The sequence below is a fragment of the Chthoniobacter flavus Ellin428 genome, assembly GCF_000173075.1.
Lineage (GTDB): Bacteria > Verrucomicrobiota > Verrucomicrobiia > Chthoniobacterales > Chthoniobacteraceae > Chthoniobacter > Chthoniobacter flavus.
Genome location: NZ_ABVL01000010.1, coordinates 153,028 through 179,524, shown reverse-complemented (window position 1 = coordinate 179,524; position 26,497 = coordinate 153,028). Strand labels below are relative to the sequence as shown.

Annotated in this window: 24 protein-coding genes; 12 read left to right on the top strand and 12 right to left on the bottom strand. The window is 61.7% G+C overall.

All coding sequences use genetic code 11. The features are described from left to right. Positions 1-54: 54 nt before the first annotated feature. Positions 55-849 (bottom strand): YpsA SLOG family protein, encoded by a 795-nt coding sequence (locus CFE428DRAFT_RS17430; RefSeq protein ID WP_006980934.1) that lies wholly within the window; start codon positions 847-849, stop codon positions 55-57. Between the two features lie 155 nt (positions 850-1,004). Between CFE428DRAFT_RS17430 and CFE428DRAFT_RS39890 the strand changes: the two genes are divergently transcribed. The 6 genes from CFE428DRAFT_RS39890 (at position 1,005) to CFE428DRAFT_RS17410 (ending at position 8,015) form a co-directional block, all read left to right on the top strand. Next, on the top strand, positions 1,005-1,784 hold the full coding sequence (locus CFE428DRAFT_RS39890; RefSeq protein ID WP_162145277.1) for an arsenate reductase/protein-tyrosine-phosphatase family protein: 780 nt from the start codon (positions 1,005-1,007) through the stop codon (positions 1,782-1,784). Continuing rightward, a complete protein-coding gene (locus tag CFE428DRAFT_RS41175) occupies positions 1,732-1,923 on the top strand; it encodes a hypothetical protein (RefSeq protein ID WP_420196888.1) in 192 nt (63 codons plus the stop codon). Before CFE428DRAFT_RS39890 ends, CFE428DRAFT_RS41175 begins: the two co-directional genes overlap by 53 nt. Beyond that, positions 1,853-3,205: a serine hydroxymethyltransferase gene (locus tag CFE428DRAFT_RS37475; RefSeq protein ID WP_006980932.1), complete on the top strand. Its 1,353-nt coding sequence runs from the start codon at positions 1,853-1,855 to the stop codon at positions 3,203-3,205. The genes CFE428DRAFT_RS41175 and CFE428DRAFT_RS37475 overlap by 71 nt, the downstream gene beginning before the upstream one ends. Positions 3,206-3,481: 276 nt before the next feature. Continuing rightward, positions 3,482-5,158 carry a hypothetical protein gene (locus CFE428DRAFT_RS17420; protein ID WP_006980931.1) on the top strand — a complete coding sequence of 559 codons (1,677 nt, stop codon included), beginning with the start codon at positions 3,482-3,484 and terminating at the stop codon, positions 5,156-5,158. Between the two features lie 238 nt (positions 5,159-5,396). Further along, positions 5,397-6,941 (top strand): glucose-6-phosphate dehydrogenase, encoded by a 1,545-nt coding sequence (gene zwf / locus CFE428DRAFT_RS17415; protein WP_006980930.1) that lies wholly within the window; start codon positions 5,397-5,399, stop codon positions 6,939-6,941. A gap of 24 nt (positions 6,942-6,965) precedes the next feature. Continuing rightward, positions 6,966-8,015: a glucose-6-phosphate dehydrogenase assembly protein OpcA gene (locus CFE428DRAFT_RS17410; RefSeq protein WP_006980929.1), complete on the top strand. Its 1,050-nt coding sequence runs from the start codon at positions 6,966-6,968 to the stop codon at positions 8,013-8,015. 113 nt (positions 8,016-8,128) lie between these two features. Here CFE428DRAFT_RS17410 and mog read toward each other — a convergent pair whose 3' ends face one another. Beyond that, positions 8,129-8,602 (bottom strand): molybdopterin adenylyltransferase, encoded by a 474-nt coding sequence (gene mog, locus CFE428DRAFT_RS17405; RefSeq protein ID WP_006980928.1) that lies wholly within the window; start codon positions 8,600-8,602, stop codon positions 8,129-8,131. Then, complete coding sequence (moaC, locus tag CFE428DRAFT_RS17400) at positions 8,599-9,057, bottom strand: cyclic pyranopterin monophosphate synthase MoaC (RefSeq protein ID WP_042725246.1); 459 nt, start codon at positions 9,055-9,057, stop codon at positions 8,599-8,601. Before moaC ends, mog begins: the two co-directional genes overlap by 4 nt. Positions 9,058-9,370: 313 nt before the next feature. On the opposite strand from moaC, the gene CFE428DRAFT_RS17395 reads away from it, so the two are divergent. The 3 genes from CFE428DRAFT_RS17395 (at position 9,371) to CFE428DRAFT_RS17385 (ending at position 13,425) form a co-directional block, all read left to right on the top strand. Further along, on the top strand, positions 9,371-11,569 hold the full coding sequence (locus CFE428DRAFT_RS17395) for a hypothetical protein (RefSeq protein WP_006980926.1): 2,199 nt from the start codon (positions 9,371-9,373) through the stop codon (positions 11,567-11,569). A 177-nt stretch (positions 11,570-11,746) separates the two neighbouring features. Beyond that, positions 11,747-12,394, top strand: a complete 648-nt coding sequence (locus CFE428DRAFT_RS17390; RefSeq protein WP_006980925.1) for an SGNH/GDSL hydrolase family protein — start codon at positions 11,747-11,749, stop codon at positions 12,392-12,394. A gap of 95 nt (positions 12,395-12,489) precedes the next feature. Next, positions 12,490-13,425: a ThuA domain-containing protein gene (locus CFE428DRAFT_RS17385; protein WP_006980924.1), complete on the top strand. Its 936-nt coding sequence runs from the start codon at positions 12,490-12,492 to the stop codon at positions 13,423-13,425. A 39-nt stretch (positions 13,426-13,464) separates the two neighbouring features. Here the strand turns inward: CFE428DRAFT_RS17385 and CFE428DRAFT_RS17380 are convergent, their stop codons facing one another. The 7 genes from CFE428DRAFT_RS17380 to CFE428DRAFT_RS17350 all read right to left on the bottom strand — a co-directional run bounded on the left by CFE428DRAFT_RS17380 (position 13,465) and on the right by CFE428DRAFT_RS17350 (position 19,295). Further along, positions 13,465-14,148, bottom strand: coding sequence for a hypothetical protein (locus tag CFE428DRAFT_RS17380; protein ID WP_006980923.1), 684 nt, complete (start codon positions 14,146-14,148; stop codon positions 13,465-13,467). Further along, positions 14,141-14,473: a PadR family transcriptional regulator gene (locus CFE428DRAFT_RS17375; RefSeq protein ID WP_006980922.1), complete on the bottom strand. Its 333-nt coding sequence runs from the start codon at positions 14,471-14,473 to the stop codon at positions 14,141-14,143. Before CFE428DRAFT_RS17375 ends, CFE428DRAFT_RS17380 begins: the two co-directional genes overlap by 8 nt. Before the next feature lie 104 nt (positions 14,474-14,577). Next, complete coding sequence (locus CFE428DRAFT_RS17370) at positions 14,578-14,940, bottom strand: VOC family protein (RefSeq protein WP_006980921.1); 363 nt, start codon at positions 14,938-14,940, stop codon at positions 14,578-14,580. Between the two features lie 67 nt (positions 14,941-15,007). Then, the gene (locus CFE428DRAFT_RS17365; protein ID WP_006980920.1) at positions 15,008-15,391 is read right to left on the bottom strand and encodes a VOC family protein; all 384 of its coding nucleotides are present in this window, start codon (positions 15,389-15,391) and stop codon (positions 15,008-15,010) included. A gap of 247 nt (positions 15,392-15,638) precedes the next feature. Then, positions 15,639-16,607, bottom strand: a complete 969-nt coding sequence (locus tag CFE428DRAFT_RS17360; protein WP_006980919.1) for a helix-turn-helix transcriptional regulator — start codon at positions 16,605-16,607, stop codon at positions 15,639-15,641. Positions 16,608-16,616: 9 nt separating this feature from the next. Beyond that, entirely contained in the window at positions 16,617-17,414 is a 798-nt protein-coding gene (locus CFE428DRAFT_RS17355) for a DUF4253 domain-containing protein (RefSeq protein WP_042725208.1), read from the bottom strand. Between the two features lie 81 nt (positions 17,415-17,495). Next, positions 17,496-19,295: a PQQ-like beta-propeller repeat protein gene (locus CFE428DRAFT_RS17350; protein ID WP_006980917.1), complete on the bottom strand. Its 1,800-nt coding sequence runs from the start codon at positions 19,293-19,295 to the stop codon at positions 17,496-17,498. Between the two features lie 94 nt (positions 19,296-19,389). Here CFE428DRAFT_RS17350 and CFE428DRAFT_RS17345 point away from each other — a divergent pair, with 94 nt between their 5' ends. The 3 genes from CFE428DRAFT_RS17345 to CFE428DRAFT_RS17335 all read left to right on the top strand — a co-directional run bounded on the left by CFE428DRAFT_RS17345 (position 19,390) and on the right by CFE428DRAFT_RS17335 (position 25,124). Then, the gene (locus CFE428DRAFT_RS17345; protein ID WP_006980916.1) at positions 19,390-19,914 is read left to right on the top strand and encodes a MarR family winged helix-turn-helix transcriptional regulator; all 525 of its coding nucleotides are present in this window, start codon (positions 19,390-19,392) and stop codon (positions 19,912-19,914) included. A 224-nt stretch (positions 19,915-20,138) separates the two neighbouring features. Continuing rightward, positions 20,139-24,572 (top strand): PVC-type heme-binding CxxCH protein, encoded by a 4,434-nt coding sequence (locus CFE428DRAFT_RS17340; protein ID WP_006980915.1) that lies wholly within the window; start codon positions 20,139-20,141, stop codon positions 24,570-24,572. Positions 24,573-24,635: 63 nt separating this feature from the next. Next, positions 24,636-25,124, top strand: coding sequence for a hypothetical protein (locus CFE428DRAFT_RS17335; RefSeq protein WP_006980914.1), 489 nt, complete (start codon positions 24,636-24,638; stop codon positions 25,122-25,124). A 56-nt stretch (positions 25,125-25,180) separates the two neighbouring features. On the opposite strand, the gene CFE428DRAFT_RS35820 is transcribed toward CFE428DRAFT_RS17335, so the two are convergent. Together CFE428DRAFT_RS35820 and CFE428DRAFT_RS17325 are read right to left on the bottom strand one after the other, a co-directional pair. Beyond that, a complete protein-coding gene (locus CFE428DRAFT_RS35820; RefSeq protein ID WP_006980913.1) occupies positions 25,181-25,561 on the bottom strand; it encodes a hypothetical protein in 381 nt (126 codons plus the stop codon). Positions 25,562-25,982: 421 nt separating this feature from the next. Then, complete coding sequence (locus tag CFE428DRAFT_RS17325) at positions 25,983-26,390, bottom strand: hypothetical protein (protein WP_131989300.1); 408 nt, start codon at positions 26,388-26,390, stop codon at positions 25,983-25,985. Positions 26,391-26,497 lie beyond the last annotated feature (107 nt).

The following is a 26,497-nucleotide window of genomic DNA, read 5'->3' as shown; positions in this document are numbered from 1 at the left end:
TGGGCCTGATTTTTGGATAGTGCGAAATGCACGCTTCCGCCGACACTGCTGGCTCTACACCTCCTCTGGCGGTGGACCGCCGTGCGGTTCACCATTCGGCACAAAACGAATCTCCACCCGCGTTCCCACCGCGGCGGCCAGGCGGCGCAGCACCGGCAACGAGTGCCCCCAGTAGCGGGGATCCTCAAGACGGTAAATCGCCGAGCGCGAAGTCCCCATCATTCTCGCGAGATCCAACTGATTCAGCCCCGATAGCGCGCGCAACCGGCGGATTTTCCAGGCGGCGTCGTTCTGCATCCGTGCGCGCCGCACCTCCGGTTCTTCCTTGCGGCCCAAGATGGCCTCCGCCTGCTCGACGGCGGCCTTCTCATTGGCAAAAACCTGAAGCAACACCGCCTGCACCTGGTCGGCAATCCCCGGCGCCGCCGCTTCACTCGGGCCGGCGACGTTCACGATCCAGGCATCGGTCTTCTGCAGCCATTGGAAAACCTTCACCGAAACCTGCGCATCGGCTGGGTCACAGACGAGGACTGCCTTGCCGTGGCGATGCGCGGCGGCGAAGGTCCCGTCGATCATCGGGTCCGCAATCGCCGGGTTGCCGGGACGGAAAACCAACGTCACATCCGCGTCCTTGACGTTCCAATCTGTGGCCACGCCATCGGCCAATTCTGCGACCCCGGTTATTTGGTCGCTGAGCGGCTCCATCAAACCATATTCCGCGCGCAGGCTTTCCTCGATTTGCAAATCCGGCGGGCACCATCCCCCCACGGCCACTCCGCTGCACGAGGCGGCCCGCAGCGCCGCCTGCGCGACACCCGCCTGACCACTGGAAATTACTTTCTGCACCATGACACTTTTAGAGTGAACATGCGCATACTGGCATGCAAAGCCGATTCCGCAAGCAGTTTGACCCGGAAGATACCCGGATTTCCGATTTAGAACACGGCTGGACACCGCCGCGCGTTGACTTGACCGGCAGGTGTCCCTATTTTGCCCCTCCTCTTGTGAAACATATCCTCTTTGTCTGCACCGGAAACATCTGCCGAAGCCCCATGGCGGAGGGGCTTTTCCGTGCCGCGGTGAAGGACAAACCGGACATCGAAGTGAGCTCCGCCGGCGTCGCCACCGGCTACGGCCAGCCGCCCAGCGCGCACGCCGTGGAAGTGCTGCGTTCCTGGGGCGTGGACATCGGAGGGCTGCGCAGCCAGCCGCTCACCGACGATCTGGTGGAGGACGCCACGCACATTTTCGTCATGACTCGCGGGCACAAGGAGGCCATCGAGATGTATTTTCCCGAGGCCTCGGAGAAGATTTACCTCTTCCGGCAGTTCGACGACTCCGTCCGCAGCAACAATCTCGACGTTCCCGACCCCATCGGCCTCGGCCTTCATGCCTATCTCGAGTGCCGTGACACTCTCAAACGCGGTATCCCCGGCATCATTCGTTTTCTCGATCAATCCAAGTCCATGTCCCAACCACAGCCCTCAACCTCCACGCCCGCTTCCACTTCCGCCCGCACCCTGCGCATCGCCCTCGGCGCCGATCACGGCGGCTTCGAGCTGAAGAAAGCGATCCACGCGCATCTCACGAAGAAGGGCTACATCGTTACGGATTTCGGCGTGAACTCGGCGGAGTCCGCGGATTATCCCGACTACGCGGGAAGGCGTGGCCAGGCACGTGCTCGCCGGGGAAAGCGATTTTGGCGTGCTCGCTTGCAAGAGCGGCATCGGCATGAGCATCGCGGCGAATCGTTTCCCGCACATCCGCGCCGCGCTGATCGATAACGCCACGGACGCCACGGTGACCCCGTCAGCACAACAACTCCAACGTCCTCTGCCTCGCCGCCAATCACGTGGACGCCGGCAACGCGCCGAAGATCATCGACGCCTTCCTGAATGGGCAATTCGAAGGCGGCCGCCATGAGCGCCGGGTGGAGAAGCTCGAACATCTCGGCACCTCGAATGCCTCGCATCCTTCGCTCGAAGAAGTGGATCCCGAGATCTTCAAGGCCATCGAGGCGGAGAAGAAGCGTCAGTTTGAAAACATCGAGCTCATCGCCAGCGAAAACTTCACCTCGCGGGCGGTGATGGAAGCGCAGGGCTCCTGCCTGACCAACAAGTACGCCGAGGGTTATCCGGGCCGTCGTTGGTACGGGGGCTGCGAGCACGTCGATGTCGTCGAGCAACTCGCCATCGATCGCGTGAAGCAGCTCTTTGGCGGCGATCACGTGAACGTCCAGCCGCATTCCGGCTCGCAGGCCAATACCGCCGTTTATTTCTCGGTGCTCCAGCCGGGCGACAAGATTCTGACCATGAATCTCGCTCACGGCGGTCACCTCACCCACGGCCACAAGGCGAACTTCAGCGGCCGCTTTTACGACGTCGTACATTACGGCGTGAGCGAGAAGGATGAACGCATCGATTACGATGCCCTCGCCCAGCTCGCGCTCGACTCGAAGCCGAAGATGATCACCGCCGGCGCCAGCGCTTATCCGCGGATCATCGACTTCGATCGCATGCGGCAGATCGCCGACAGCGTGGGTGCTTATCTCTTCGTCGACATGGCGCACATTGCCGGCCTTGTGGCCGGTGGCATGCACCCGAACCCCGTGCCGGTCGCCGATTTCGTGACGACGACCACGCACAAGAGCCTGCGCGGCCCGCGCGGCGGCATCATCATTTGCAAGGAAGCGCTTGCCAAGGGCATCGACTCGCAGGTCTTCCCCGGCATTCAGGGCGGCCCGCTGGAGCACGTCATCGCCGCCAAGGCGGTGTGCTTCCACGAAGCGCTGCAACCGTCGTTCAAGGGTTATGCACAGCAGATCGTGAGCAACGCCAAGGCGCTCGCCGCCGGGCTGATCAAGAATGGCTATCGGCTGACCAGCGGCGGCACGGACAATCACCTCATGCTCGTCGACCTGCGCCCGAACGGCCTCAACGGCAAGATCGCCAGCGAGACGCTCGACCACGCGGGCATTACGGTGAACAAGAACGGCATCCCGTTCGATACCGAGAAGATCACCCTCGGCGGCGGCATCCGCGTCGGCACGCCGGCGGTCACGACCCGCGGCATGAAGGAAGAGCAGATGCTCGAGATCGCCGACCTCATCCACCGCGCGCTGTCGAACAAGGACAACGCCGACGAGATCACCAAGGTCCGTGCCGAAGTACGCGCCCTGACCGCGCGTTATCCCCTTCCGGGATAGGCGGTTCTCCGCTACTTGCTACCCATCCTGTTCTTTCTGGAGGTCCTATGTTGACCTTTAGGAGGTACCGAAGCCGAGCGGGCGGAATTTTGGCCACGGATTACATGGATTTTGCCGTGTTTCCGTTTCCTAAATCCGTGAAATCCGCGTAACCCGTTATCCCTCCTTCGCACAAGGACCCCCTTCGGTGAAATTACGTGCTTTTTCGTGCACAATTCTGCGCGCGAGCGGCGTTGACAGGTGGCGCTTTCTACATCAAATACGTAGCCTTCGATCATGGGAGCCCCGCAACAACTGGATCAGGAGGCCAAGCCTTCGTATTTACGTGTTTACACGTTTTTATTCCATGTTTCGTGGATTGTTATCCTCGGTTTCGCGGCCTGGCGGCGTTTTTCGCTCCCCGCCCCACCCCTCGCCGACCGCGATATCTGGGGTTACTTAAGCCCCGCGCTGGCCAAGTTGGTCGGCGATCCCTTCACGCAATCGGAAGGACGCGCGTTCGTTTATCCCGGGTTCCTTTACCTCCTGCTCCGGGCGTTCCATAGCCTCAATGCAGTCACTGTTGCCCAGCATATCCTCGGGCTCGGCACCGGATTGCTTTTCCTGGCGAATTGGCGGACGGCACGGCGGCTCTTTCCGTGCTCCCCCATCCCCGCCTTCGCCCACGACCTCTTCGGCCTCGTCCTACTCGCGATCTTCCTTCTCTGCGGGCAATCGACCTTTTCCGAGCATCATCTTCGCCCCGAAGGTATCGCGCCGTTTTTCGCCATCCTCGGCTTTGGCTTCATCATCCGTTTTCTGCTCGCCAAGTACGTCGACGCCCAGCCGACCCGTGCGCTCTGGTATGGCGGCGCGAGCATCGCGGTGGCGTTCTTCATTCCGCTGCTCAAGCCGAGCTACTCGCTCACCGCGATCCTCACGACACTGCCCGTGTGGTGGCATCTCTTCGACCGTCGCGAAAAATTTCTTCGTCGTTTCGCCATGGCGGTCATCCCCATGTGCGCCGCCTGGTTGCTCCTGTGGATGCCCAACGAGCGCTACGCCGAAAACGATGCGCGTCGCCTGACTTTTCTTCCTGCGTCGCTCTTCACCATCCACGCACCGCAGATTCGCACGCAACTCGCCAATGACCTGGCGGCCAACGATCCCGCGGTCCCCTATTCGCACGAGCAACTGCAATCGATCCTGACCCTGCTCGACCACGAGATCGAACTCAGCCGGCCCACCGTCCGCCACGGCTTCGCGCCGCTCGGGTTCAATCCGGACTACCTGCTCTACGAGGATTCCTTCTGTCGCAAACTCGCGGACATCCTGCACACGCGGCCCGAGCGCGCCGCCTTCTATCACTTCTATTTCCGTCGCACGTGGCGCCAGCAACCGGGCGCCATGTTGCACAAAGTAGGTGCGCAGCTCGCGCTCTTCTACAACCTCAATTGTCCCGTCTACGAACACGGTTCCGGAACGATGGCCCGCACCTATGCCGAAACCGCGGAGTTCCTTTCCGAGCCCAATCGATTCCCGCTCGTCGCTCGAGTGCCGGCGGCCGCGCAATATGTCGCCACCCTCCACGCATTCGACGGGGCCAAATCGGACACCCACCGCCACAAGTTCCTGAACAAGGTGGTGATGCCATTCCTCGCGAGCAGCTATCTCCCGGGAATGCTGCTCGCGCTGCTGACCATCGGCTGGATCCTCGCCGATGCCGAACTGCGCGCCACCTGCGGCCTGTTCGCGGTCGTCGTTGCCGTCGGCTACGCCTACAATCTCGGCAACAACGTCGCCATCGCGCTCTTCCACACACTCGGCGTGGGCCGCTATTCGCACGTGCAACTCGTCACTACCCTCTTCACCCAAGGCCTCTCGCTTTGGATGCTCGTCGAGGTCGTCGTCCACAAACTTGCCCACGTCCGCCTGCCGGTGGAACTCCCCGACCAGCGAGCCGCCACGAGCTAACGAGCGGCCACGCCACGCGTGTGGGGATTTTAAAACGCAGAGACGCGGAGACGCAGAGGGCGGAAGAAGACAATGAGACGATCTTCGCAGTGCGCTATCCCATTCTAAGCATTACCCACATCTTTGGTCGGTTTAGGGACAGCGTTTAAAAAACCCCAACGCCGCTCGGTTCATTCATCATCTCGATGAAAACATTTCACTTCGCCTCTTCGCGGTGGATGGATAGAACTTTCCTGTTTTGAACGCCACCACCACTTCTACCGCCAACCCTCTCCGGGAGGGACTTTCCAGCCGGCCCCTCCCGCAGCCGTGCAGCGTCGTGATTTTCGGCGCATCGGGCGACCTCACTTACCGAAAGCTCATTCCCGCTCTTTATAATCTCGCCGCCGATGGCGATCTGCCCGCGGCGCTTACTGTCGTCGGCTTCGCCCGCCGCGAAAAGACGGACGAATCGTTCCGCCAGGAACTGCAGGATGCCGCCAAGAAATTCTCGCGCTCCGGCTTGAACGACGAAGTCTGGAAAAGCTTCTCGCAGCGGCTGTTTTACCATCGCAGCGAATTCGGCGATGCCGAAGGTTACAAGACGCTCGCCCAGCGCCTCGACAAACTCGACGAAGAGCGTGGCACCCGCGGCAATCGCATCTTCTATCTCTCGGTCGCGCCGAGCGAATTCGAAGGCATCCTCAAGCAACTCGCCGCCGCCGGCCTGAACAAGGCGAAGGAGGGCAGTTGGGCCCGCGTGATCGTGGAAAAGCCCTTCGGCACCGACCTGCCTTCCGCGGAAGAGCTGAACACGGTGGTCAACAACGTCTTCGAGGAAAAACACACCTACCGCATCGACCACTACCTCGGCAAAGAGACCGCGCAGAACATCATGGTGCTGCGCTTTGCCAACGCCATCTTCGAGCCGCTCTGGAACCATCGTTACATCGACCACGTGCAGATCACCGCCTCCGAGCCGCTCGGGGTGGAAGCGCGCGGACCATACTACGAAAGCTCCGGCGCGATGCGCGACATGGTGCAGAATCACCTGCTCCAACTCCTCAGCCTCACTGCCATGGAGCCGCCCACCGACCTCAGCGCGGATAGCGTGCGCGATGAAAAGGTGAAGGTCATTCGCTGCCTGCGCCCGATGTCTCCCGAGGACGTCGTCAGGGACGTGGTCCGCGGCCAATATATCGAAGGCGCGATCGGCGGCCAGGAAGTGAAGGCTTACCGTCAGGAAGACCGCGTGAACCCGCAGTCGATGACCGAGACCTACGTCGCGATCAAAGTCAGCATCGACAACTGGCGCTGGGAAGGCGTGCCCTTCTACGTCCGGATGGGCAAGCGCCTGCCGAAAGGCGGCACCGAAATCGCCGTGCAATTCAAGAGCGCGCCGAGCGTGCTCTTCAACAAGCCCACCGAGCCGCAAGGCCCGAACGTGCTCGTCATCCGCATCCAGCCTGACGAAGGCATTTCCCTGCGCATGCAGTGCAAGATGCCCGGCACCGCTGTGCGCATCGAACCGGTGAAGATGGACTTCCACTACGGCACGAGCTTCGGCAAAGCCTCTCCCGAGGCCTACGAGCGACTGCTCCTCGACGCCATGGCCGGCGACGCCACGCTCTTCGCCCGTCGCGACGAAGTGGAAGGCGCCTGGGCCTTCGTCGACCACATCGAACACGCCTGGCACCAGCACGACAACCCGCCGCCGCTCGCCTTCTATCCCAGCGGTTCCTGGGGCCCAAAGGAAGCCGACGACCTCCTCGCCCGCGACGGCCGCACCTGGCGCCGACTGTAGTCATTCGACATTCGTCATTTTCAAATGCCCGCCAACTTCGATTCCACCAGTCTCGGCGAGCCCGTTGCCATCGGGCAGATCAATCGCGAGCTGAAGAAGATTTGGGACACCGGCGAAGGGACGCTCACCCGGGCGTCGCTCATCAATCTCGCCGTCTACTGCCGCAGCACCGAGGCGTTGCTCGAAAACACCGAGCTCATCTCGGAGTTCACCCGCACGCACGCCTGCCGCGCGCTGGTCATCTGCGTGGTGCGCAACGCACCGAAGCCGAATGCCTCCGCCTGGATCAATGCCCACTGCCATCTCTCCGGCGGCAGCAAGCACGTCTGCTGTGAGCAGATCAGCTTCCTGCTCGAGGGCGAGATTAAGGGGCGCTTCACCAACATTGTCTTCGCCAACCTCGACTCCGATCTGCCGCTCTATTTCTGGTGGCAGGGCGATATCTCCGAGAATCTCAATCCGCACCTCTGGGCGTGGATCGACCGACTGCTCGTGGACAGCATCGCCTGGCGCGATCCGAAAGCGCAATTTGCCCGCCTGCGTGCTTCGCTGGCCGAGGCCAAGTCGCAACTCGCCCTGCGCGATCTCAACTGGACGCGTTCGCTGGCTCTCCGTCAGGCGATCTCGCAGATTTTCGATCACCCCGAAAACCAGCCGCACCTCCTGCGCCTGCGCCGCGTCTCCATGATGCACGCCCCGCAGAATCGCTCCACCGCGCTGCTCTTCATCGGCTGGCTCGCCGGCCAGATGAAGTGGAAGCTGAAGAGCGAATCGCCGATCGTTTTCACCGACGAGGACGGCGGAGACGTCGTCATCGAGCTCCAGCCCAGCAACAGCCCCGGCTTGAGCCGCATCACCCTGGCCAGCGACGAAGCCACCTTCGCCCTGCGCCACGAGCCGAAGTCGTCCTTCTACCAAGCGACACTCAACCTTCCCGGCGGTCACAACTACCACGCGATTTATCCCGCGTGCTCGGAGGATAACATCCTCAGCCTGCTCGACGAAGAAATGGGTCGCGCAAATACGAGCGAAATCTACCTGCGCTCGCTGGGCAAGATCGAGTCGCTGCTCTGAGCGGGGACGTTTAAGTCTCCTCCTATAATTCCTATTCTTCCTATCTCTCCTATTCGTCCTATAGGAGCCAATAGGAGAGATAGGAAGAATAGGAGTTATAGGAGAACCCCAGCCTACTCCCCGTGCAAATGCCGAATGCACTCCCGAATTGCGGGAATCAGCATCGGCAGACATTCCCCGATCGCCTTCGGGTTCCCCGGAAGATTGATGATCAACGTCTGCCCGCGCGTCCCCGCAGTGGAGCGCGAGAGAATCGCCGTCGGCACCCTGGCAAACGACTGCATGCGCATCACTTCGCCGAAGCCCGGCATCTCCCGCTCCAGCACCGCCCGCGTGGCCTCCGGCGTGACATCCCGCGGTGCGGGGCCCGTGCCACCGGTCGTCACCACCAGATCGCAGTGCTCCACGTCGCACATCCGGCGCAGCGCTTCCTCGATCTGCACGCGCTCATCAGGGATCACCACTCGCTGCCATTCGATACCCGAGCCAAAACTCTCGTTGAGGATGCGTTCGATCTCCGGCCCGCTGCGGTCCTCGTAAACTCCGGCGCTCGCCCGGTCACTCAAAGTGATGCGCGCGACCTTCATTGCTTGATCTTCTCCGTTACGCGAATGCCATCGATCTGCATCGTCTTATCCACCGCCTTGCACATGTCGTAGAGCGTGAGCGCCGCTACGCTCACCGCGGTGAGGGCCTCCATCTCCACGCCGGTCTTCCCGGTCATCGACACGCTCGAGCGGATGTGAATCGCCGTGTCCTCGATGTCAAATTCCACCTCGACCACATTCAGCGGCAGCGAATGGCAAAGCGGGATCAATTCATCGGTGCGCTTCGCCGCCTGGATGGCCGCGATCTGCGCCACCGTGAGCACATCGCCCTTCGGCAACGCCCGCGCCCGCAAAGCAGATATCGTTTCCGGTCGACAACGCAACCATCCCTCGGCCTTCGCGGTACGCTGTTGCTCGGGCTTGTGCCCTACATTGACCATGCGCGCCCCGCCGGCGGCATCAAGGTGGGAAAAATCGGAAGAGGAATCAGGCATTTCGCCCTTATAGCACCATGCCACGCCCGCCGCTGGCAAGCGGGTCATCTCGAAGGCAGCCCCACATTCAATTCTTACTCATAATCTTACTCTTAATCCCTCCGGTTCCGGGCGGCGGAGAGAGTAAGATTATGATTACGATTAAGGATTAAGAAGCTCGCGGCCGCGTCCTCAACTGGTTTTTGCCGAGGAGCTTCTTGTCGACGCTCTCCGACAGAAGCCCCTCATTTGCCTCCAAGAATATCAGCAACCTGAAAGCGCGGCCCGGCGTTTGCTTTATGTGGCTTTCGCCATCGGGGTTTTCCCCGATCCCATGATCCCCACCCACTTCCATTCCCGCTACGGCTTTCAGGGCGCTGCTTCCCAGCACGCCTTCTGGCGGCGGATCGTCTTTCTTTCTACGGGTCCGATCCGATTCTGGGTCGCTCTTTGGCTCCTCCCCGTACTGCTCTGCGCCACCGCCTTCGGCTCCACGCATCGGCACGGCAAGGCGTCCACCCCCGCTTCCCACACGGTTCTTTCCGACGAGGATCGGCAGCTCTTCGCGTGGTTCGACCAACTCGGCCTCGAGGATTTCAGCCACGCGCAATTGGTCCGTGTCCGCTTCCTCGAAACCACCGGCGGCAACAAATACGAACCCGACGAACCGCGCGGCTTCCTGCTCTGGCAGCGCAGCCAGAAATGCCGCGTCCTATTGAACGATCTCACCCTCGTGAGCGTAGAACGCAAAGGCAAGCACGCGCCGAAAATCAATGCTGCCGACTGGCGCATCGTTTCGCCCGATACGGAAGTGAACGCGCTCCTCGCGACACTGGCCAAGAAGACGCGCGATTCCGAATACGAAGACCTGCATCAAGTCTACATGGATCGCCTCGATCTCCCGGCGCAGGCTTTCGTGCTCGCGCGCTTCTGCGCCTCCCACGGCCGTGAAGATCTTGCCGGGCGCCTCCTCCGCACGATTGAGCCGATCTGGCAGCAACAGCACCTCACCATGGACGAAGCGATCCAACGCCAAGTCGGCCGCGCGCTCGACTGGCGGGCGACGCTCGCGATGGCCGATCGCCAAACCAACCGGCACGTGCTCGCCGCGCTGTTTCAAAACATCGCCGACCACTGCCCCAAGGCTTACTTCCCCGAAGAGGATGCTTCTCGGGCCGAGGCGCTCCGGAAGATGGCCAAGGAAGACGACACGCATGCGAAAGTCGACCCGGGTGACTTCGCGCATTTGTCTCCCGAGGAGCAGGCGCGCGAACTCATTTTCCGGTTGCGCGATGACTATACCGTCGAGTTCGACCCGTGGACGCGGCCGTGGCCATCCGATCCGCCGCGAGGCAATGGCGCCGTGGACAAACTCTCCGCGCTGGGCCGGGCCGCGGTGCCCGCGCTCCTGGAGGCGTTGCAGGATGACCGCCCCTCGCGCGACGTGCTGCGCGGCATGGCCGCCCGCTCCCGCAGCATTCGCGAACTCGCCGCCGACGCGCTCGACAAAATCGTCGGCGTGCGCCTGTGGGAGCTCGTTCCCAATTCCGCCACGATGACCGAGACGGAGAGTTGGAAGGCGCTGATCGCGGTGGCCACAGATTGGTGGCAGATCTCGCAAGAAAAAGGCGGGGAAGCGTGGCTCTGCGCCGAGGTCAAGGCCGGCGGCACCGGCGCGGCGACCTGTCTTGACGCACTTACCAAACAATTCCCCGAGGACGCCGCGAAACTGACCCTGCTCGCCATTCCCAAGACTGCAGACTCGCGCGCTCGTGGCGAAATGCTCATGCGCTTGCGCGACACCGACACCAATGAGGTGAACGAGTTTCTGCTCGGCGAAGTGATCAATGGGCCGACGCTAGGCAATCGCGTGGCTGCGGCCTACTTGCTGAATCAGCGCCATCGCACCGAAGGCGCGGCGGCGATGGTCGACGAATGCGCGAAGCTCCCGGACGCGCTGCAGTTCGAGCCGCTCCCTCTCACGAAAGCCGCACCAAGTCCCGACATGTTCCGGATTTCGGAGAACCCCGACTCCACCGCGCAACTGCTCATGTTCCTGCTCTTCTCGGATGCGCCCAACGCCATCCACACGCTACAGGAGTTGCTCCCCCGCTGCGAAGTGCAGACCCGTTTCATGATCCTCAACGAATGCGGCCTGCGCTTGAGCAACCTGGCCAGTTACAAAAACCAGCCCGCCAGCGCCTCCACGCTGCAGGCGCTCGAGGAATTCCTCGTGGCCGAATTGCAAGACGATACCGCGCTGAGCGATGCGCGGTTCAACCGCGTGAAGATGACCGACATGGCCGATTTCGCCGCGGTGCAACTGAACCGTCACTGGCCCGCCAAGTACCACTACTCCCCACACGCCTCCGCCGACATTCGCGCGAAGCAACTCGCCGCCTTGCAGAGCCAAACCGCCCATCCCACGGCGACCACCGAAGCACAGGAAACTACCGCGAAGCCGGTCAGCAAGACACGGAAACGGAAGCATCGGACCACCGGCGCGGCGGAGCCGCAATCACAGAATTTTTAACGCAGAGGCCGCTGAAACGCAGACAAGAAGTGCTGACGGGCTGGGAGGCAAAAAACCGCGAATGGACGCCAATAAACACGAATAGGAAAACGCATTCATCTTCCTGCAGCCGACTGTCGTTCGGGGTTCGCCGCGCTTGCACCCGCGCCGTGCATTGGGAAATGCTCGCGCCTCACGATGAAAACCGTCCTTTGCTTTGGTGACTCGAATACCTGGGGTTACGATCCCGACGCCTCTTTCGGCGCGCCCTTCCCACGCCGGCATTCACGCGAAGTCCGCTGGACCGGCGTGCTCGCCGCGGAGCTTGGCGCGGACTGGCAGGTCATCGAAGAAGGACAATGCGGACGCACCACGGTGCACGACGATCCATTCAACGTGGCGCGCAACGGTCTCGACTATCTGCCCGCCTGTCTCGAGAGCCATCAACCGCTCGACGTCGTGGTGCTCATGCTCGGCACGAATGACCTGAAAGCCATGCACAACGCGCCCGCCGGCGAAATCGCCACCGGCGCCGGAGTGCTCGCCCGCTGGATCCTGCAAAGCACCGCCGGTCCGGGCAATGTCCCGCCCAAGCTGCTTGTCGTTGCCCCACCGGCCGTGGCGCCGCTCGGGCATCTGCCCGATCTCTCGGAAAAATTCGCCGGCGCCGAAGCCAAAGCACGGCGCTTGCCTGCGCTCTACCGCACCATGGCCACGCAACTCGGCGCGGCCTTTCTCGACTCCCAACAACACACCACCCCGAGTTCCCTCGACGCGCTGCATCTCGACGCCGCCAGCCACGCCACGCTCGGCCGCGCCGTCGCCAAGGCTCTCCGCGAACTCTAAGCACCGGCCGCTCAACCGCGCTTGCGGCATTGGATGTTCGGTGTTGGATGTTGAACGTTGAACGTTGGATATTGGATGTTCTATTCCTTCCGCACATGAAATATCCCCTCCTTCCGCTCCTCGCTCTCGCGATCGGGCTCGCTCCACTTTCCAGTTCCGCCAAGACGCCCGACGGCAAACAAAAGCTCGTCCTCGTCGCCGGCAAGCCTTCGCACCCGCCGCGCATGCACGAGTTCAACGCCGGCGTGCAGCTCCTCACCAAGTGCCTCGCGCAGGGCGCACCGGACTTGAAGGTCGAATACGTCCTCAACGGCTGGCCACAGGATGAAAGCGTCTTCGACGGCGCGGACGCCGTGGTCTTCTACATGGATGGCGGCGCAAAACACGAAGTCGTGCAGGACGGCGGCAAGCGCATCGCCAAGGTCGACGAATGGGTGAAGAAGGGCGTGGGCATCGGCTGCATGCACTACGGCGTGGAAGTCGTGGCCGACCAGGCCGGCGCGCAGTTCAAGCGCTGGATCGGCGGCTATTACGAAAACATGTATTCGTGCAATCCCATGTGGGAACCGAACTTCACCAGCTTCCCCGTGCATCCCATCACCCGCGGCGTGAAGCCCTTCCAGATCAAGGACGAGTGGTACATGAACATGCGCTTTACCGATGGCTTCACCGCCGATGGTCCGGCCGAAAACAATGGCACGAAATTCGTCCCGATCCTCGTCGCCAAGCCGAGCGACGCCGTGCGCAACGGTCCGTATGTCGCACCGAAAGGCCCATATGCGCACATCCAGGCCGCGAGCGGCCGTGCGGAAGCGATGATGTGGGCCGTGGAGCGTCCCGATGGTGGGCGCGGCTTCGGCTTCACCGGCGCGCATTACCACGACAACTGGGCCAACGATGACTTCCGCAAGATCGTGCTCAACGCCCTCGTGTGGGTGGCGAAAGGCGAGGTGCCACCGAACGGCATCGAGTCGCACATCACTCAGGACGACCTGAACGCGAACCTCGATCCGAAACCCGCGAAGAAGTAGCGGCGCGTGTGCGCCGAAACGCCTTCGCGTTTTCGGCCATCACCGCGTTGCGTGCGACATCATCGGCGCTGCCACGAGGGCCAGGATCAGCATCAGCGCAAAGACCGCGAAAACCGCCGTGTTGAGCACGAAGACAGTGCTCTTCAGCGAAACACGGCGGTATTTCTCCCATCCGTTCCAGCGCCATTCCAACAAGGCGAGCAGCGCGATGCCCAAGCCACAGAAGACCAGCGAGTGATCCGCCAGAAAGGACACCATGCCGTAGGCCCCGGGCATGGCGAGGCCGGTGCTTTGGCAGATCACGTTGAGCTTGGGATAAAGGAACAGCACGGCGAACGTCCAAAAGACCGCGGCCGGGGCGAGGAAAACGGCGGCCTTGGTGTAAGTGGTCCAGCGAGGTTCGATGTTCAGATTTGAGTGGGCAGGATTCATGTTCATGGCGGGTTGATGGGTGGGAATTCCAACGAGGAGAAGAAAAGCTTCCCAAAGGCGCTCGCGACCGCGCAGTTCGCATTTGGCGTATTCGCTCCTGAGCGCATCCACTTGTCCGAGACGGGCCACGCTCGCGGCAAATGCTTCTTCCACGGCGACGCCAGCTTCGTTCTGAGCACCGACGTCGTCGCGCAAATGAGCCTCCAGTTCGTCCAGTACCGTGGTTTTTCCCAGCCCACCGGTCCGCATCTGCTCCCGCCATTCGGCAATCGCGCGTTCGAGGTCAAACATATCGCTCCTTTCGGAGACCGGAGAGCGCGGCGTGCACCATGGCCCAATGCTCATCGTGCTCTTCCAGCGCCTTTTTACCGTCCTTTTTGAGGAAGTAGTATTTCCGTTTCCGGCCGTTCTCAGCCTCAGCCCAGCGCGACTTGATCTGCCCCTTGCGTTCGAGCCGGTGCAGCACCGGGTAAAGCATTCCATCCGTCCATCCCATCCGGTTACCCGAGCGTGTCTTGATCTCCTGGATGATCGCGTAGCCGTAGCTCTCTCCCCTGGCGAGCAAAGACAGGATCAGCGGTTCAGCAGACGCGGCGACGAGCTCCTTGCGAATCATAGATCAACAATGCATTGCTCCTCTATGTATGCAAGTGCATTCTCACATCTCAGCTTGCGACCTTGCGGCTGCCTACGCGCTCCGATCTGCTTCATCAGCCCGGATCATTGCTGCGTTTTGCGGTGGTGGATCATCAGCTTGTTGCCCGCGGGATCGAGGACCAGCGCCATACGACAGCCGGGGCAATCGAAGGGCTCCATGACAAATTGGGTCCCTGCCTTTTTCAGCGCGGCGACGGCGGCGTCGAAGTCATCGGTCTCCAGCGCACAGCAGACGCCGTGATCCCAGCTATCGGACTTGCCGATGCCGAAGGTGTGCGAGCCGAGTTCGTATTCGACCCAGCCAGCGCCGTTCTCCATCGGGATCACCATTCCGGGCTTGAGGCCGAGAACGTTTTCGTAAAAGGCGCGCGAAGCGGCGAGGTCGGTGGCGGGATAGCTGGTAAAAGAAACTTCAGTGAAGGTCATAGGATTTGTTTCGTGGTTTAGGTTTTGTTTGGGTGTGAAGAGAGTTTCGCGCGGCGTGCTGACAGCGTTATGTCAGGAGCGTTTGCACCGAAGCGCGTGGCTTGCGCTGGTGAATCGTGAGCACCGTGCCGCCAGGATCCATGACCATCGCCATGCGACAGACCGGCGTTTCAAACGGTTCCTTGTGAAAAGGCGTGCCCGCTTTCTTCAGCGCGGCCACGGCGGCGTTGAGATCATCAGTCTCCAGCGCGCAATTCGGGCTCGAGATCCAGCCGGGCATCTTGCCGACGCCGAAGGTGTGCTGGCCGACCTCGTATTCGATCCAGCCATGCTCGGCATCCATCGCGATGACACGCGAGGGTTTGAGTCCGAGTACCTTTTCGTAAAAGGCGCGCGAGGCGGCGAGATCGGTGGCGGGGTAGTTGGTGACGGCGACTTCTGAGAAGGTCATGGTGTGGTGCAATGGATTGAATGAACAACATCCGCATCCTCGTCCCGGCCACTGACAACCCTATGTCAGGAGTGTTTTTTAACCCCGCATGAAGGTTTCTACAGGGCGTGTCGGAACAGCGAATCAGTTTGACGAAAGATCGTATATTTCAGTATCCTTCTCGCTAGAGGGCAATTTTTCTAGCGAGAAGGATGCTTCTTTCTTATCTGCCGGCGATGATACTTGGCTCATCGATTCAAAACGGAAATTACTTCCGAGAAATGTTCTCGCCTCCGTCGCCGTGATGCGCCAGCGCCGCCTTCGCCTGGGCGACGATTTCCTTCTGCAATTTCGCCGGGCCCAGCACCCACGCATGCGTGCCGAAGCCGAGCAGCCAGCGCGCCACATGTCCCAACTCCTGCGGCGCGTGGGTGAACGCAAATCGCACCCCGCGCGTGGACGGATTCTCTTCCAAAATCGACGGCCCCCAATAACGCCGCACCGTCTCCGCCAGCAGTGCATGCACTTCAATCTCCGCCGTTTCGCGCGGGTCGGGCATCCAGCTTTTCGAGACAAAAGCCGCGAGGTCGAAATCCGGACGCGGCGTCACCGGTTCCGCGCACACTTCCATCGCGTGAATGCGATCCACGCGAAAGTCGCGCACATCCTCGCGCAGCCGGCACCAGGCGATGAGATGCCAGTGGTCGAGATAGAATACAAGGCCGAGCGGTTCCACTTCACGCGTGGTCGTTTCATCGCGTCTCAGACCATGGTAGCGCATCCGCAGGACCCGCGCATCGGCCAGCGCCATTTGCAGACTGCTCAACGCCACCGGCCCCACCCCGGGCTTGCGCCCGCTGATCTGCATCGACTCCCGCAACCGATGCACGCGCCGCTGCAGATCCGCGGGCAACACCACGCTCACCTTGTCCAGCGCCGAGCGAATCGCCGCGCGCGTGGTGTCATCGGTCATGCGTTCGGTGAGCAGCGAACCGGTCACCAGCGCCATCGCTTCGTCGGGCGAAAACATCACCGGCGGCAGATGATATCCGCGCATGAGGCTGTAACCCACGCCGGCCTCGCCGAGAATCGGCACCCCGGCCTCCCCCAGCGCCGCGAGGTCGCGATAAATCGTCCGCTCCGTCACCTCGAAATGTTCCCCCATCTGCGCTGCCGTCGTCACCCGCCGCGACTGCAGCAGCATCACGAGAGCGACAAGACGATCGGTGCGGTTCATGGAAGCAGCTCAGTCCCACCAAAAATACCAGTGCGTTGAAACTTCGAGAATCGCCGCCAGACTGGCGATGCTGCCCACGCCTTGGTCGACGATGTCGCTACAGTAGAGGTATTGTTCACGAGCCAGTTTGAGAGCCTCTTTGCGGCCGGCTGGCGGGCGCGCGATCTCGCATTCGATCACGTCCCCGGTATAAGCATACATCTCCAACCCATAGCGCTCGGACCACCGGCGCAGGATCGCGACATGCTCCTGCGGCCAGGGACAGGCATTCCAACCTCCGAACTGAAGATACGCCGGAATCTCGAATGCATGCACTGTCGGGATTTTGGCGAAATACACGGTCTCCTTCGGCTTGCGCGTCAGCACATCCCGATGCGCACCGAGCTCCTGTGGTTCCACCGGCTGCCGCGGCCATTCGCCGGCCTGCCATGGATCGTATTCATCCTCCGGATCGAGATACTCCCGAATCCCCGCAAGCTGCTGCCGGAAAAAGCGAAAGGGCTTCTGCGACCTTGCATTCTCGATCACTCTTTCGACCGGCGTCTCGTTGCATTCGAAACTCTCGGTAACACGCCGGACTTCCTTTTCGTTTCCAAGCAGCAGGGCGGAGCATCCCTCCTTCCGCCATTCCGCTTGCAAGGTCCGCCACTGACGCACCGCCTCTGCGCCCCGCGCGGCGTACAAGGGATAGGGAAACTGCGGCATCGCCGCCAGGGTAACGGGCGAGGTTGCGGCCGGAGCAGGCGTCGATGTTTTCTGCGGCGGAGTTGCGGGGCGGCGACCGAAGAGACGTTGAAAGAAATTCATGTGCCGAGGGCGAAAAACGCCCTCTATATCGGCCACACTTGCCGCGCATTGCCAAGCTCAGCGGAGAGGTAAATTTTCCACCTACCGAATCGAAGCCTGCCGCCGCGGCGTGAGATCGTAGCAGGCCATCTCCTCGGCATTGCGGAGATAGAGCCGGCCATTGGCGACGACCGGGCTGTTCCACGTCTTGCCATTCAGCGCCTGGAAGCGGCCGAGTTCCTTGCGCGCCTGGGCATCGGCGGCTTGCAGGATCGCTTCGCCGCTTTCGGAGACCACAAGCAGCAGGCCCTGGTCGGCGAGCAGGATGACCTGCCCACGCCCGAAGCGCCCGTCCTTCCACGAACGTTTGCCGGTGGCGAGGTTCAGGCAGCAGAAGATGCTGGAGTCGAAGCCGTAGGCGCTTCCGTCATGCACGACGAAATCGGGAAACTCCGGCTTGAGATCCTTCGACGCCCAAACCGGCGCGACTTTCCACTGATCGCCTTCCTTGGTGACACTGACGAGCGATACACCCGGGCCATCGAGCACGGCCACAGCGAGCTTGTTGCCATCCACGAGATGCGGTTGGCCGGTCCGCGGCGCGCCTTTCATCACCGCGCCGCTTTCCCACAGTTTCCTGCCTGTCGCCGGGTCGACGGACGTCAGGCCGAAGTCATGAAACATGAGGCACTGGCGCACCCCGGCGATGGTCACGATCTCCGGCGAGCTGTAGCTCTGCTGCCCCGCGGGCGCCGTCCAGGCGAGATTGCCGGTGTCCTGATGATACGCGAGCAGGCTCTTGTTCGCCTCGCCGCCGCCATACACGATCACGTTCTTGTCCGTGACGAGCGGCGAACTCGCCAGTCCCCACATCGGCGGCTTGCCCTGCGAATCGTTCTTCGTGTCGCGCGACCACACGACCTTGCCCGTCTCGGCATCGAGACAATTCAGGATGCCCGTGCCACCGAAGGCGTAGATGCGCCCCTCGGCAAAGGTCGGTGTCGCGCGCGGGCCGGCACCGGAGACCGCTTCATCGAAACGCGTCTCGTCGTCGTGCGCCCAGACTTGCTGACCCGTCGCCGCGTCATAGCACACCACGGATTCCACCGGACCACGCTGTTCTTGGGTGTAGACCCGATCCCCGATCACGATCACCGAAGACCACGCCGGACCCACTGCGCGCTTCCAGAGTTGTTGCGGCGGGTTGGAATTCCAATCGGTGGGCACGTTCGTACCGTGCGCCACGCCATCGCGATTTGGCCCGCGGAAAGCCGTCCAGGTCGAAGCGTCAGCATGCAGCGGGACTGTCTTGGCGACACTCGGCTTGACCGCGGCCGCACTGGCCGCATTCTCCGCGAGGAAGCGCTGCTCGGCGGTGGGCGTCCAGCGCCACGAGAGATGCGTCTTCAAACTGGAGTCGAAGCCATCCATGCGAATGAGATCGAAGACTCCGAAACCGAGCGCCACCGCCGCGGCGAAACCGAGCCAGTGCGAAGAGATGAGTGAGCGCTTCACGAGAGCCAGCCACCCGAGCACCAAGGTCGCCACCAGCGGTAGGCCGAGGGTGCACAAGGGGAAGAAGTTGACGGTCCGATCCGAGAATTTCCCCACCAGGACGCCCACGCCTACGATAAGCACGAATCCGAGGATTTTTTCCGAACGCCGGATGGCGCGATTGCCCCACCACCAGGTGAAGAAACAAATCGCGAAGAGCAGTGCCGACGCGAGTCCGTAGATGAAGCCGTAGAAATAGGGTTTATCGATGGCGCCGACGACGAAGTAGAGCGCCCAATAGACAACGACGAGACCGAGCAGGAATCCGAGCCGCGGAAAGCGGGCCGGATCGGTCGGGGAAATTTCCTTGCCAGAGAGCGATTCTTGAGGGCGAGGTTCTGCATTCATGGGAAAAGATTTCCTTTCTAGTTTGGCAGTTTGACTGTTCGGCGTATTTAATTACCTAAATCATTCATGTCAATAACGATTAATTGATTTAACCATGCCCGGTTCCTCTCTTCAGACATCCCCCCAAACGCTGCCCGGGGGCGCAGCGTTTCTTCTTTCGCAAGTTGGCGCCCATGTGGCCGCCCGTTTCAACGAATGCGTCGCCCCCCTCGGCCTGAAACCGTACCACGCGGGCATTCTCAGCGTCCTTGCCAACAAACCGGGGCTCACCCAGCAGAGCCTGGCGGATTTGCTGGGCATCTTTCCCAGCCGGCTGGTGGCCCTGCTCGATGATCTGGCCAAGCTAAAGCTTATCGAGCGCCGTGCGACGCCCGCGGACCGGCGCACCTACGCCCTGCATCTCACCAAGGCCGGCACCGAGATGTGGGTCAAAATCGGCAAACAGGCCGGGCAGATGGAGGAGGATATTTGTGCATCGTTAAGCGCAAAGGAACGCGCAACCTTGGCCGAACTGCTGACGCGCATCGTGACGCAGCAGCAAATTACGCCCGGCGTGCACCCCGGATTCCGAAAGCTGGGCAGCGGAAGCTGCGACGACGAGGGCAGCTCCAAGCGGTAGGGGCGGTTTTCAGAGGGCGTTCGCATCCGGAACACACCCCCGATTGACGAACGGATTGGCTTCCCACCTGTCAGACTCAGGCTGCCCATGCCCAGCTGGTCGGTCCCCCATCCCCCGTTCCGAATTCCTGTCACCCATCTATGCGACTAAGAAACTGGCCGCCGCGGTCTTCTTCTCCGGGCATCCGCGATTTTTTTCGTAGGATCATTTCTGATTTCTCCTTCATGAAAACATCCACCCGTCTCCTCTTCGCCGCCTTCCTGTCTCTGGGCGTCACGGCTTATGCCAAAACGCCGGACGGCAAACCCTGTGTGCTCTTCCTCGCGGGCAAGCCGTCGCACGGCCCCGGCGAACACGAACACAACGCGGGCGTAAAGCTCCTTTCCAAGTGCCTCTATGAGGGTGCGCCCAATGTCGTCACCAAGGTGCACCTCAACGCCGATTGGCCGAATGCCGATGAGCTCTCGCAGGCCGACACGATTGTCTTCTATGCCGATGGCGGCCCGGGGCATTTCCTGCTCAAGGACGATCATCTCGAACAGGTCGCCAAGGAGATGAAGCGCGGGTGTGGTTTCGTGTGCCTGCACTACGCGGTCGAATTCCCAGCGGACAAAGGCGGCCCGGAAGCGCTCGCCTGGATGGGCGGCTATTTCGAAGCGAACTGGTCGGTGAACCCGCACTGGCTGGCGGATTATAAGGAGCTGCCGAAGCACCCGATCAGCAATGGCGTGAAGCCCTTCTCCACGCTCGATGAGTGGTACTTTCACATGCGTTTCAACGACAAGGACGGCAAGCTCACGCACATCCTCAGCGCCGTGCCGCCGGAGTCGACGATGGACCGCAAGGACGGTCCGCACGAAGGCAACACGACCGTGCGCGCTGAGGTCGCGGCGCACAAACCGCAGACTACCGCGTGGGCCTTTGAGCGCCCGGATGGCGGGCGCGGCTTTGGTTTCACCGGCGGCCATTTCCACAAGAACTGGGGCAACGACAACCAGCGCAAGTTGGTGCTGAATGCCATCCTCTGGACGGCGAAAGTGGACGTCCCGGCAAATGGCGTGGACTCGCACGTCACCGAGGAAGAACTCGCCGCGAATCTCGATTCCAAGCCGCCGCGCAAGCCAGCGCCTGCTCCGGCTAAACCGGCAGCACCTGCTCCCGCGGCGCCCGGCAATGCCAGCGCAAAGCCGATCTACAGCTCGCCGCTCGTGCACGACAAGCCGGTCAGCATCAAGGTGGACCTGAAGGGCGCGAAGGAACTCTATCTCGTGGTGACCGACGGCGGCGATGGCATGGCCGCCGATTGGGCGGAGTGGCTCGAACCCACGCTGCACACCGCCGATGGCCAGACGATCAAGCTCACCGAACTGACCCCGAAGTCCTCCAAAGTCGGCTGGAATTCGCTCGCGGTGAACAAAAATCCAGCCGGGCAGCGGATCAAGGTCGGCGGTCAATCGGTGGCTTACGGCCTCGGCGCGCATGCTCCCTCGATGGTGGCCTACGATCTACCCGCCGGCGTGGTCAGCTTTGAAAGCCGCGGCGCCATTGACGATGGCGGCACCAGCCAGAGCAATGGCGCGACGGTCAATTTCCACGTCTACACCGAGAATCCCGGTGAGAAAGTGCTCGCCAATTCGAGCAGCGCGACGCCCCAGGATCGTTACGGCTTCGACAAAGCGCTGGCGAATATGTCCGCCTTCACCACCGCTCCCGGGCTGAAGGCTTCGCTCTTCGCTGCGGAGCCGATGATCCAGAACCCGACGAATATCGACATCGATCATCGCGGCCGCGTCTGGGCCACCGAGTGTGTGAACTATCGCAAATACAGCGACCTCCGCACCGGCGGTGATCGCGTGGTCATTCTCGAAGACACGAACGGCGACGGCGTTGCCGACAAGGAGACGACGTTCTTTCAAGATCCGCGCCTGACGAATCCGCTCGGCATCTGCGTGTTGCCCGGGCCGGGCGGCGCGAAGAAGGGCACTCAGGTCATCGTCAGCGCGGCGCCGAATATCTGGCTGCTCACCGACACGCAGGGCAACGATCACGCGGACAAGGCGGAGATTCTCATGACCGTTGGCGGCAACTGGAATCACGACCACCAGATCCACGCCTTTAGCTTCGGCGAGGACGGCAAGCTCTACTTCAACATGGGCAACGAAGGACGCGAGTTGAAGTGGCCCGACGGCTCGCTCGTGGTCGACGTGGCGGGCAATCGTGTCACCAACGATGGCAAGCCGTACCGCCAGGGCATGGTCTTTCGCGGCGATCTCATCGACGGCAAGCTCAAGAACATCGAGACCCTCGCCTGGAACTTCCGCAACAACTACGAAGTGTGCGTCGACTCGTTCGGCACGATGTGGCAGAGCGACAACGACGACGACGGCAACAAGGGCGTGCGCATCAATTACGTGATGCAGTACGGCAACTACGGTTACAGCGACGAGATGACCGGCAGCGCGTGGCAGACGCCGCGCGTGAATATCGAGAAGGAAATCCCGCGCCGCCACTGGCACCAGAATGATCCGGGCTCGATCCCAAATCTGCTCCAGACCGGCGCCGGTTCGCCCACGGGCATCCTCGTGAATGAAGGCACCGCGCTCGGCCCGCAATTCACCAACCAACTCATCCATTGTGACGCCGGTCCGCGCACGGTGCGCGCTTATCCGGTGGAAAATGACGGCGCGGGTTACAAGGCCTCGATGGTGGATATCCTCACTTCGACCGACAATTGGTATCGCCCGGCGGACGTGGGCGTCGCGCCCGATGGCTCGCTGTACGTCGCGGATTGGTACGACGCCGGGGTCGGCGGCCACGGCATGGCCGATCACGACGCGGGCCGCATCATGGGCCGCGTCTATCGCGTAGCCAGGGACGGCGCCAAGCCGCAGGTGCCGGCGGTCGATTTCACCACCGCTGCCGGTGCGGTGGCGGCTCTGCAATCGCCGAACAAGGTGACCCAATATGTCGCCTGGCACGCGCTGCACGATCTCGGCGACGCCGCGAAGCCGGAGCTCGAGAAGCTGGCGAAGAATGAAAACCCGCGCTTCCGGGCCCGGGCGATCAGCGTGCTCGCGCACATCGCGGGCAATGAAATTCCCGCGCTCACCATGGGCTTGAAGGACAGCGACGCGAATGTGCGCATCGCCGCCATTCGTCTCGTGCGCGAACTCGCCACCACCGGCGGCTTGCACGCCAAGGCGCTGGAAGAAGATCACGCTCTCTATGACGCGTTGCTCAAGGACACCCCTCAGGTGCGCCGCGAGGTCGCGCTTTCGCTGCGCGGCAAGCGCGACTTCACTCCACTGTGGGTGGCGCTAGCCAGACAACACGATGGCAAGGACCGCTGGTACCTCGAGGCGCTCGGCATCGCCGCCACCGGCCACGAGGACGAGTATTTCAACGCCTGGCTCGCCGCGGTGGGCAACGATTGGAACACGCCTGCCGGACGCGACATCATCTGGCGCATGCGCAGCGCAAAGGCCGCCGGTTATCTCGCCAGGATCATCGAAGATCGCGATGTAGCCGCGGACGACAAACCGCGCTTTATGCGCTCGTTCGACTTCCTGCCGAACGCGCCGGAGAAGACCCAGGCGCTCGTCCAGCTCACCAGCCTCACCAATGATCCCAACGGTCTCGCCACCGAAGCGCTCACGCGCTTGAAGAGTCTGGACCTTGGGAGCAATCCCGAAGTGAAGGCCGCGCTCGACAAGTCGCTCGCCGCGTCGAAAGGCACGCCGCGCTTCATCGAGATCGTGCGCGACTTTCATCTCAAGAACCAAGGCCAGGCGGTGCTCGATGCCGCGCTCGCCAATGTCAACGATCCGCTGGCCAATGATGGCCTCAAGCTCGTGCTCGAAGAACCGAACAGCGGCCAACTCCTCGACGCCGCGCTGGCTGGCCCGCAAGCCGACAAGCTCGTGACGCTGCTCGGCACCTCGAGCAATCAGCGCACGATCCACGCGCTGCGCACCCTCGCGACCAAGGCGGAGAATCCGCTCCCGCGCCGCACCGCGGCCGTGCAGGCGCTGGCCCGCAGCCAGACCGGCGCGGAGACGATCCTGCAGCTCGCGCGCAACAACGAGTTGCCAGCCGATCTCAAGAGCGCGGCCACCACGGCGCTGAACCTCGTGCAGTATCCGTCGCTCAAGGCGGATATCGCGCAGCTCTTCCCCGCTCCGGCGGCGCTCGGTGGGCAAGCATTGCCGCCCATCGCGGAGCTCGTGAAAATCAAGGGCGACGCCGCGCACGGCAAACATCTCTTCGAACGCGCCGAAAGCTCGTGCGTCACCTGCCATCGCATCAACGACAAGGGCGTGGACTTCGCACCCGCGCTGAGCGAGATCGGCTCGAAGCTGCCGAAGGAAGCCATCTACGACGCGATCATCAACCCGAATGCCAGCATCTCGATGGGCTTCGAGACCACGCAGTTGGAGACGAAGGATGGCACGGTGGCGATTGGCATCGTGCGCAGCGACACCAATGAAGAACTCGTCCTCGCACTGCCTGGCGGCGCGACGAACAAGTTCGCCAAGCGCGACATCAAGAAGCGAGAAAAACTGCCGACGTCGATGATGCCCAGCGGCCTCAACCAGGCCCTCAGCCAGCAGGATCTCGTCGACCTCGTGGAATATCTGTCCTCGTTGAAGAAACCTTAATCGGCCCGGACTTGCCGAACACCGGAGGCGGTGGGAACGTATTCCCACCGCCTTCCCATTTTCATGAATCTTCGTCCCCTCCTCGCTTCTGTCGTTCTCGCCACTTGCTTTACCGGCTGCGCCACTTTCTCCAACACGGAGATGAGCCAGATCCGTCAGCATGGGGTCTCGCCCGCGGTGGTCGGAAAAATGGAGAGCGGACGCGTGCTCACACCGCGGGATATCATCGAACTGACCCATCGCGGAGTGCCGGATGACTTCATTATCCGGCAGATCGATGATGCCGGAGTCGACTACATCCTCAATCGCGACGACGTGAAACGGCTCCAAGCCGCGCATGTCAGCCGTCCGGTGATGGATGCGTTGTTCGCCGCGTCGGATGACTTTGCCGGCAACTACGCGCCGGATCAGCGTCCGCACGTTTACGGGGCGTATCCGTATTACGACAATTACGGTCCCTACGGCCCATACTACGCGCCGTACCCCTACTATTATCCGTACGGGGGTGTGTCCGTGGTCGTCGGTGGCGGTCGCTGGCATCATTGGCGCTAGACCGCGTACGGCAAACAGGGTGACCCGGTGGTCACCCTGTGCCAATCGATGCGAGATTAGCGGTGATGCCAGTGACCGTGGTGCCAATGGTGCCCGTGCCAGCCGTGGCCGCCAAAGGCGAAGCTCAACCCAAACGGAACTCCGTAGGAATAGGAATAGTAAGGGTAGTCGTTGTAATAGTACGGCTCATCGTAGTACGGGTAGTCGTAGGTGTAATAGCTACCGCCGTAGTAATGGTGGTGATGATGATGCCAGCCATAGTAATGGCCGCCACCCCAGCCTCCGCGATGGCTCCAGCCTCCGCCACCATGATGATGTCCGCCGTGATGCCCGCCTCCATGGTGACCGCCACCATGCCCACGGGCTTGAGCGGAATTCGTAAATGCGAGGGCCACGGCCGCCACGCCGCAGACTGCTAATGTTTTAAATGATTTCATTGCTCCAATTTTCAGTTTACCGCCGGCATGGCCGGCCGCGTCTCCGCCTTTCCGCGGAGGGATGTTAGTTGCTGTCCAGAGCGCGCACGCCATTTACATGGCCCGCGCGTTCGGCCGCGCCTGTGCCGGCTCGGTGATTCCCAAGTGCGACCATTTTTCGAATCATTGACCCCGGTATAAGAATGGACGGAACCAAGATGCGAATTCGATGAAGATAGTGTTAAGGTTTTTTCATCGACGTTCTGAAAAACGCTGTGCTGGGAAAGTCACCTCGTTACCGACGGTGCGACCCAGGGAAATCCGGAGAGGTTTTGACCAGGGATTTACGCGGATTTCACGGATTGAGAAGAGACGGGAATATCGGCCGCAAGGAAGCGGGGTGACCTGTGGTCACCCCGCGCCAACCGAACGAATTGCGAAATTAGCGATGATGGCCGCGGTGATAGTAGCCGCCATGCCCATAGTGTCCGCCGTGCCAATAGTGCCCGTGGCCGCCGAAGCCGAAGCTGAGCGCAAACGGAGATCCGTAGGAGTAGCTGTAGTAGGGGTAGCCGTCGTAATATGGATCGTCGTCGTAGTAGGAGTAGGGGGCGTAGTAGTTGACATACGGGCCGCCGTAATAACCGCCGTAGTAGCCGTGTCCCCAGCCGCCGTGATGCCAGCCGCCACCCCCACCGTGATGGCCGCCCCAATGGCCACCGCCTCCACCCCAATGTCCCCCACCCCCATGTCCTCCTCCACCGTGTCCCCCATGGGCCTGGGCTGAATTCGTAAGAGCCAATGCTCCGGCCACCATCCCGCACACTGCCAGTGTTTTAAATATTTTCATTGCTGCGATTTTTTGGTTTGCCGACCGGCCTGGCCGGTCCTGCCTCCGCGTCTCCGCGGAGTGATGTTGGTTGCTGTTTAGGGCGTACGTCCATTTGCATGGTCTGT